Consider the following 9,255-nt stretch of genomic DNA (forward strand, 5'->3'; position numbering starts at 1 on the left):
ATGGCTAATATTTTAAAAACAATTATCGAAAATGATAAAGGAGAAATCCGTCGTCTGGAAAAGATGGCTGACAAGGTTTTCAAATACGAAGACCAAATGGCTGCTTTGACAGATGACCAATTAAAAGCAAAAACAGTTGAATTTAAAGAACGTTATCAAAATGGAGAATCACTGGATTCATTGCTTTATGAAGCATTTGCGGTTGTCCGTGAAGGTGCTAAACGTGTCCTAGGACTCTTCCCATATAAGGTTCAGGTCATGGGGGGAATCGTTCTTCACCATGGTGACGTGCCAGAGATGCGTACAGGGGAAGGGAAAACCTTGACTGCGACTATGCCGGTATACCTCAATGCCCTTTCAGGCAAAGGGGTTCACGTAGTTACGGTCAATGAATATCTATCCGAACGTGACGCGACTGAGATGGGTGAATTGTACTCATGGCTTGGTTTGTCAGTAGGAATTAACTTGGCTGCCAAATCTCCAATGGAGAAAAAAGAAGCCTATGAGTGTGATATTACCTACTCAACCAACTCAGAAATCGGATTTGACTACCTTCGTGATAACATGGTCGTTCGCGCTGAAAACATGGTACAACGTCCGCTTAACTATGCCTTGGTCGATGAGGTTGACTCTATCTTGATTGACGAGGCCCGTACACCTTTGATCGTATCAGGTGCTAATGCAGTTGAAACCAGTCAGCTCTACCACATGGCAGATCACTATGTAAAATCTTTGGACAAAGACGACTATATTATCGATGTGCAGTCTAAAACTATTGGTTTGTCTGATTCAGGGATTGACAAGGCTGAAAGCTACTTCAAGCTTGAAAACCTCTATGATATCGAAAACGTAGCTCTGACTCACTTTATCGATAACGCCCTTCGTGCCAACTACATCATGCTTCTCGATATTGACTATGTGGTGAGTGAAGAGCAAGAAATCTTGATCGTTGACCAATTTACAGGTCGTACTATGGAAGGTCGTCGTTATTCTGATGGATTGCACCAAGCCATTGAAGCTAAAGAAGGTGTGCCAATTCAGGATGAAACCAAGACATCTGCCTCAATCACCTACCAAAACCTTTTCCGTATGTACAAGAAATTGTCTGGAATGACGGGTACAGGTAAGACTGAGGAAGAAGAATTCCGTGAAATTTACAACATTCGTGTTATTCCAATCCCAACCAACCGTCCTGTTCAACGTATTGACCACTCAGACCTTCTTTATGCAAGTATCGAGGCTAAGTTTAAGGCGGTTGTCGAAGACGTTAAGGCTCGTTACCAAAAGGGTCAGCCTGTCTTGGTTGGTACAGTAGCGGTGGAAACTAGTGACTATATTTCTAAGAAATTGGTCGCTGCTGGCGTTCCTCACGAAGTTTTGAATGCCAAAAACCACTATAAAGAAGCCCAAATTATCATGAATGCTGGTCAACGTGGTGCCGTTACTATCGCAACCAACATGGCTGGTCGTGGTACCGACATCAAGCTTGGTGAAGGTGTTCGCGAATTGGGAGGACTTTGTGTTATTGGTACAGAGCGCCATGAAAGCCGTCGTATCGATAACCAGCTTCGTGGACGTTCAGGTCGTCAAGGAGACCCAGGTGAGTCACAATTCTACCTATCTCTTGAAGATGATTTGATGAAACGTTTTGGTTCTGAACGCTTGAAAGGAATCTTTGAACGCTTGAACATGTCTGAAGAGGCCATTGAGTCTCGTATGTTGACGCGTCAGGTTGAAGCAGCGCAAAAACGTGTCGAAGGAAATAACTACGATACCCGTAAACAAGTCCTTCAATACGATGACGTCATGCGTGAACAACGTGAGATTATCTATGCTCAACGTTACGATGTTATCACTGCAGACCGTGACTTGGCACCTGAAATTCAGGCTATGATCAAACGTACAATTGGTCGTGTTGTTGATGGTCATGCGCGTGCGAAACAAGATGAAAAACTAGAAGCAATTTTGAACTTTGCTAAGTACAACTTGCTTCCAGAAGATTCGATTTCAATCGAAGACTTGTCAGGCTTGTCTGATAAGGCTATTAAGGAAGAACTCTTCCAACGTGCCTTGCAAGTTTACGATAGTCAGGTTTCAAAACTACGCGATGAAGAAGCAGTTAAAGAATTCCAAAAAGTTTTGATTCTACGAGTGGTAGATAACAAGTGGACAGATCATATCGATGCCCTCGATCAATTGCGTAATGCGGTTGGACTTCGTGGCTATGCTCAGAACAACCCAGTTGTTGAGTATCAGGCAGAAGGTTTCCGTATGTTTAATGATATGATTGGTTCGATTGAGTTTGATGTGACACGTTTGATGATGAAAGCACAAATTCATGAACAAGAAAGACCACAAGCAGAACACCATATCAGTACAACAGCGACTCGCAATATCGCTGCCCACCAAGCAAATATGCCTGAAGATTTGGATTTGAGCCAGATTGGACGGAATGACCTTTGCCCATGTGGTTCTGGTAAGAAGTTTAAAAACTGTCACGGTAAAAGACAATAAAATGAGATAGTTTAGAGGCGGATACCTTGTGAAAAGTAAATTTTTACTTGGTATCCGTTTGATTTATAAGGAGATGAGTTATGGTATTTACAGCAAAAAGTCCTAAAATTAATATTGAAGAAGTTCGTGCCTTATCAAAATTAGAAGGCCAAGCTTTGGAGAGAAAATCACAGCGCGATCAAGAGCTAGAAGCCATTATACGTGGAGAAGATCAACGAATTCTCTTGGTAATCGGGCCATGCTCATCTGACAATGAAGAAGCTGTCCTTGAGTACGCTAAGCGTTTGGCAGCTTTGCAAGAAGAAGTAGCAGACCGTATCTTTATGGTTATGCGTGTTTATACAGCCAAACCTCGTACTAATGGAGATGGATACAAGGGCTTGATTCACCAGCCTAACGCGACAGAAGCGCCAAGCCTCATCAACGGAATCAAAGCTGTTCGCCATCTTCACTATCGTGTCATCACGGAAACTGGTATGACAACAGCTGATGAAATGCTTTATCCTGAAAATCTTCCGCTTGTAGATGATTTGATTTCTTATATGGCGGTTGGTGCCCGTTCAGTTGAAGACCAGCAACACCGCTTTGTGGCAAGTGGGGCAGATTTCGCGACTGGTTTTAAAAATCCAACATCTGGAAATCTCAATGTTATGTTTAATGGGATTTATGCTGCTCAAAATAAACAAAGTTTCCTTTTCCTAGGAAAAGAAGTGGAAACAACTGGGAACCCACTTTCGCACGCCATTCTTCGTGGAGCGATTAATGAGTATGGTAAGAATATTCCTAACTACTACTATGATAATTTGATGGATACTATTGCCCAGTATGAGAAGATGGGCTTGGAAAATCCATTTATCATTGTGGACACTAATCATGACAACTCTGGTAAGCAATATATGGACCAAATTCGAATTGTCCGCCAGACCTTGATTAACCGTGATTGGAATGAAAAAATCAAGCAGTACGTTCGTGGCTTTATGATTGAGTCTTATCTAGAAGACGGCCGTCAGAACGAACCAGAAGTATTTGGCAAGTCTATCACGGACCCTTGCCTTGGCTGGGAAAACACGGAAGTCCTTGTCAGAGAAATTTACCAAACGCTAGGAGAATAAGATGGCATTTATTGAAAAAGGTCAAGAAATCGATATTGAAGCAATCAAGGCAGAAACCCAATTGTCTGCGGAAACCTTGCGACTAAAGGAGCGTCGTGATAGAGAATTGGCAGACATTATTTCAGGAGAAGATGACCGTATCCTTTTGGTGATTGGTCCTTGTTCTTCTGATAATGAAGAAGCTGTATTGGAATATGCTCGCCGTTTATCTGCCTTGCAAAAGAAGGTGGCGGACAAAATTTTCATGGTTATGCGTGTTTATACAGCTAAACCACGCACCAACGGAGACGGTTATAAAGGTTTGGTTCACCAACCAGATACTTCTAAGGCTCCAAGCCTGATTAACGGCTTGCAGGCTGTACGCCAGTTGCATTACCGCGTGATTACAGAGACTGGTTTGACAACGGCAGATGAGATGCTTTATCCATCAAATCTGGTCTTGGTAGATGATTTGGTCAGCTACCATGCTGTGGGGGCTCGTTCTGTGGAAGACCAAGAGCACCGCTTTGTAGCCTCAGGGATTGATGCACCAGTCGGGATGAAAAATCCAACCTCAGGAAACCTTGGGGTCATGTTTAACGGTATCTATGCCGCTCAGAACAAACAGACCTTCCTCTTCCATGGTCAAGAAGTTGAGACTTCAGGAAATCCCTTGGCCCACGTCATCCTTCGTGGTGCAGTTAATGAATATGGGAAAAATGAGCCTAACTTTTACTATGAAACTTTGCTAAATGCCATTGAACGCTATGAAGCCATGGGACTTGAAAATCCCTTTATCCTCATTGACACCAACCATGATAATTCAGGCAAGCAATATATGGAGCAGATTCGAATTGTTCGCCAGACCTTGCAAAATCGTGATTGGAATGAGAAAATCAAAAAGACGGTTCGAGGCTTTATGATTGAATCTTACCTAGCAGATGGTCGTCAAAATCAACCAGAGGTCTTTGGATGTTCCATTACCGATCCTTGCCTAGGTTGGGAAAATACAGAGGCCTTGGTAGAAGAGATTTATGCTACCTTGACAAAATAAGTGAAAAGGATGGAGTTGGGGAATCTCAACTCCTTTTGATGAGAATGATAGTTGGACACGGAATTGACATCGAAGAATTGGCTTCGATAGAAAGCGCAGTTACACGACATGAAGGATTTGCTAAGCGCGTGCTGACCGCTAAGGAAATGGAACGGTTTAACAGTCTTAAAGGGCGCAGGCAGATTGAATATTTAGCTGGTCGCTGGTCGGCTAAGGAGGCCTTTTCCAAGGCCATGGGAACTGGTATTGGTAAGCTCGGTTTCCAGGATTTGGAAGTCTTGAACAATGAACGTGGGGCGCCTTATTTTAGTCAGTCACCATTTTCAGGAAAGATTTGGCTGTCTATCAGCCACACAGATCAGTTTGTGACAGCCAGTGTCATTTTGGAGGAAAATCATGAAAGCTAGTCCACATAGACCAACCAAGGCTCTGATTCATCTGGGAACTATTCGACAAAATATTCAGCAAATGGGGGATCATATCCCTCAAGGAACGCTCAAATTTGCAGTAGTCAAGGCTAATGCCTATGGTCATGGAGCTGTTGCTGTTGCCACGGCGATTCAAGATGATGTTGATGGTTTTTGCGTTTCCAATATTGATGAGGCTATTGAACTCAGACAGGCTGGACTCAGCAAACGAATCCTTATTTTAGGAGTTTCTGAAATCGAAGCTGTTGCTCTAGCTAAAGAATACGACATCACCTTGACTGTGGCTGGACTGGAGTGGGTTCAAGCACTCTTAGATAAGGAAGCTGACCTAACTGGATTGACAGTCCACCTCAAGATTGATTCAGGCATGGGACGGATTGGTTTTAGAGAGGCTAGTGAGGCTGAGCAGGCTCAAGACTTGCTCCAACAACACGGTGCTTGTGTTGAAGGGATTTTTACCCACTTTGCTACTGCAGACGAGAAATCAGATGACTACTTTAATGCCCAGTTAGAACGGTTTAAAACTATTTTGGAAAGTATGAAAGGTCTTCCAGAGCTGGTTCATGCCAGCAACTCGGCAACGACTCTTTGGCATGCAGAGACTATTTTCAATGCGGTCCGTATGGGAGATGCTATGTATGGTCTTAACCCTAGTGGAGAGGTCTTGGACTTGCCTTATGACTTGATACCGGCCTTGATTTTGGAATCTGCTCTGGTTCATGTCAAGACAGTTTCAGCTGGAGCTTGTATGGGCTATGGAGCAACTTATCAAGCGGATAGCGAGCAAGTCATCGCGACGGTACCAATTGGCTATGCGGATGGTTGGACACGAGATATGCAGAATTTCTCTGTCTTAGTAGATGGGCAAGCTTGCCCAATCGTTGGGCGGGTATCTATGGACCAAATCACCATTCGTCTGCCTAAGCTTTATCCGCTGGGAACCAAAGTAACCTTGATTGGTTCTAATGGGGGCAAGGAAATCACAGCTACTCAGGTAGCGGCCTACCGTGGGACTATTAACTATGAGGTGGTTTGTCTTCTCAGCGACCGTATTCCGAGAGAATATTATTAGAAAAGAAAGGAGTGGAGCATGAATCTACATCAACCCTTGCATGTCTTACCTGGTGTGGGATCAAAGTCAGCAGAGAAGTACGCCAAACTAGGAATTGAAAATTTGCAAGACCTCTTGCTCTACTTTCCTTTCCGTTATGAAGACTTCAAAACCAAGCAAGTGCTGGAACTGGAAGATGGGGAGAAGGCAGTCCTATCTGGTCAAGTCGTGACTCCTGCCAGTGTCCAGTATTATGGATTCAAGCGCAATCGCCTGCGCTTTAGCCTCAAGCAGGGAGAAGTCGTTTTTGCGGTGAACTTCTTTAACCAGCCCTATCTAGCAGATAAGATAGAGTTGGGAGCAACCCTTGCTGTCTTTGGAAAATGGGACCGCGCCAAGGCTAGTCTGACTGGGATGAAGGTCCTGGCTCAGGTGGAAGATGACCTCCAGCCAGTCTATCGTCTGGCTCAGGGAATCAGTCAAGCCAGTCTGGTAAAGGTCATCAAGACGGCCTTTGATCAGGGACTGGACCTCTTGATTGAGGAAAATCTGCCCCAGTCCTTGCTGGACAAATACAAACTCATGTCCCGTTGTCAGGCCGTTCGTGCCATGCATTTCCCCAAGGATTTGGCTGAATACAAGCAGGCCCTTCGCCGTATCAAGTTTGAGGAACTCTTTTACTTTCAAATGCAGTTACAGACGCTCAAGTCTGAAAATAGAGTTCAGGGAAGCGGTCTGGTCCTGGACTGGTCTCAGGAAAAAGTGACAGCAGTTAAAGAAAATCTACCTTTTGCCCTGACCCCAGCTCAGGAAAAGAGTTTGCAGGAAATTTTGACCGACATGAAGTCCGATCACCACATGAATCGTCTTCTACAAGGGGACGTGGGGAGCGGGAAAACGGTAGTCGCTGGCTTGGCTATGTATGCGACAGTGACGGCTGGCTACCAAGCAGCCCTCATGGTACCAACAGAAATCCTCGCAGAGCAACATTTTGAGAGTCTACAGAGTCTCTTCCCAGACTTGAAACTGGCTCTTTTGACAGGTTCCTTGAAAGCTGCAGAAAAGAGAGAAGTCTTGGAGACTATTGTCAAGGGTGAAGCTGATTTGATTATCGGAACCCACGCTCTGATTCAGGATGGGGTAGATTATGCTCGTCTGGGCTTGATTATCATCGATGAGCAGCACCGTTTTGGTGTGGGGCAAAGGCGTATTTTACGGGAAAAAGGGGACAACCCAGATGTTCTCATGATGACGGCGACTCCCATCCCACGAACCTTGGCCATCACAGCCTTTGGAGATATGGATGTTTCCATTATCGACCAGATGCCTGCGGGTCGGAAACCCATTGTGACACGTTGGATCAAGCATGAGCAATTGCCTCAGGTCTTGACTTGGTTAGAGGGGGAAATCCAAAAAGGTTCTCAAGCCTATGTCATCTCTCCTTTGATTGAAGAATCAGAAGCTCTGGATTTGAAAAATGCTATTGCCTTATCAGAGGAGTTGACAGCTCATTTTGCAGGCAAGGCAAAGGTGGCTCTTCTACATGGTAAGATGAAGAGTGACGAAAAAGACCAGATTATGCAGGAGTTCAAAGAGCGAAAAACGGATATTCTGGTTTCGACAACGGTTATTGAGGTTGGGGTTAATGTTCCCAATGCAACTGTCATGATTATCATCGATGCGGATCGCTTCGGCCTCAGTCAGCTTCACCAGCTCAGAGGTCGTGTGGGTCGGGGGGACAAGCAGTCCTATGCTGTTCTTGTTGCTAATCCCAAGACTGATTCTGGGAAAGACCGCATGCGCATCATGACAGAAACCACCAATGGATTTGTCCTTGCGGAGGAAGATTTGAAAATGCGTGGTTCAGGTGAAATTTTTGGAACCAGACAGTCAGGACTTCCAGAGTTCCAAGTGGCTGATATTATCGAAGATTTTCCTATTTTAGAAGAAGCCAGAAAAGTGGCTAGCTATATTAGTTCTATAGAAGGCTGGCAAGAGGATCCAGAGTGGCGCATGATTGCCCTTCACTTGGAAAAGAAAGAACATTTAGATTAATACTCTTCGAAAATCAAATTCAAACCACGTTAACTTCGCCTTGCCGTACTCAAGTACAGCCTGCGGCTAGTTTCCTAGTTTGCTCTTTGATTTTCATTGAGTATAAGCTTTCTCTAAGGAAATCTTAAGCTAGCTTTCAGGTTTGGCCTTTATACTAGAGTCATCAAAAAGAAACGAGGACTCTTACATGACCGTAACGATTAAAGTAAATTACCAAACCACTTTCCAAAAGAAAGAAGCAACAAAATAAGATTGAATAGGAGAAGAAAGAGCGGAAATGCTCTTTTTTTGTTTCTAAAAGCACAATTTATTGAATCTAAAATAGCACACTGCGGATTCTAAAAAATTTCTAGAAATTATAGTAGATTGAATCCGAAATAGTCCACCGAGTTTTCTAAAACATTGCTAGAAATTAGCTTGAATTCCGCAATCAATTTGTTCAGTTTTTATTTCATTTAACTATAATTTGACTTTCCTAATTTCTTTGTTCATATCTTATTTCAATACACTATATCTTACTATTTCAGAGCCCACATCTAGCATAACTAAAAAAACAGATTCTCCCATCTATTACGGAAAAATCTGTCATTGATTTAATGATTTACAAAAACTCCAACCACGGCTTGCGAACCTCGTCTTTTCTGGTTTCTCTATATTTTTTAGTTCTTATTTATGATGCTCTTTCAATAGTTCTTCAAACTCAGAGACAGTCATACTCAACTGTTGACTGGCAACTTCAGAAGGCAAAAGACCTTGACGGACTAGATTTAATAGCATAGACAAACTCCCTTCAACTTTCCCACGCTCTAAGCCCTTTTCTTCAGCTTGTTCCAAGGCATAGTCCTGTGCTAACAAGGCTTGTTCTTCTCGCATACGTAGTTGACTAAACATTTTCCTGTCCTCCTCGGACCAGCTCTTGTAGTCTAGCAGTTGATCTGCCTGACTGATAGCTCGCTCGGGTTGCTGGGTAAAGGGTTTATTCCCGAAAAACTCCAACCACGGCTTGCGAACCTCGTCTTTGCTGGTTTCTCTGTATTTTTTTAATTCCAAGAACGCCATCTT

Annotated in this window: 6 protein-coding genes and 1 pseudogene; 6 read left to right on the forward strand and 1 reads right to left on the reverse strand. The window is 43.7% G+C overall.

Going from position 1 to position 9,255, the window contains the following annotated elements; all coding sequences use genetic code 11:
- The 6 genes from secA (at position 1) to recG (ending at position 8,193) form a co-directional block, all read left to right on the forward strand.
- Positions 1-2,514, forward strand: coding sequence for a preprotein translocase subunit SecA (gene secA, locus N8L90_RS06975; RefSeq protein WP_261024786.1), 2,514 nt, complete (start codon positions 1-3; stop codon positions 2,512-2,514).
- Between the two features lie 80 nt (positions 2,515-2,594).
- Positions 2,595-3,626, forward strand: a complete 1,032-nt coding sequence (locus tag N8L90_RS06980) for a 3-deoxy-7-phosphoheptulonate synthase (protein WP_004258559.1) — start codon at positions 2,595-2,597, stop codon at positions 3,624-3,626.
- Position 3,627: 1 nt separating this feature from the next.
- Positions 3,628-4,659 carry a 3-deoxy-7-phosphoheptulonate synthase gene (locus tag N8L90_RS06985; protein ID WP_261024788.1) on the forward strand — a complete coding sequence of 344 codons (1,032 nt, stop codon included), beginning with the start codon at positions 3,628-3,630 and terminating at the stop codon, positions 4,657-4,659.
- Positions 4,660-4,703: 44 nt separating this feature from the next.
- Entirely contained in the window at positions 4,704-5,066 is a 363-nt protein-coding gene (gene acpS / locus N8L90_RS06990) for a holo-ACP synthase (protein ID WP_033681488.1), read from the forward strand.
- On the forward strand, positions 5,056-6,159 hold the full coding sequence (gene alr, locus N8L90_RS06995; protein ID WP_261024791.1) for an alanine racemase: 1,104 nt from the start codon (positions 5,056-5,058) through the stop codon (positions 6,157-6,159). Before acpS ends, alr begins: the two co-directional genes overlap by 11 nt.
- Positions 6,160-6,177: 18 nt before the next feature.
- Positions 6,178-8,193 carry an ATP-dependent DNA helicase RecG gene (recG, locus tag N8L90_RS07000; RefSeq protein ID WP_261024793.1) on the forward strand — a complete coding sequence of 672 codons (2,016 nt, stop codon included), beginning with the start codon at positions 6,178-6,180 and terminating at the stop codon, positions 8,191-8,193.
- 666 nt (positions 8,194-8,859) lie between these two features.
- On the opposite strand, the pseudogene N8L90_RS07005 reads toward recG, so the two are convergent.
- Positions 8,860-9,255, reverse strand: a pseudogene (locus N8L90_RS07005) (Rpn family recombination-promoting nuclease/putative transposase); the annotation flags it as partial.

Source organism: Streptococcus mitis, from assembly GCF_946190115.1.
Lineage (GTDB): Bacteria > Bacillota > Bacilli > Lactobacillales > Streptococcaceae > Streptococcus > Streptococcus mitis_CO.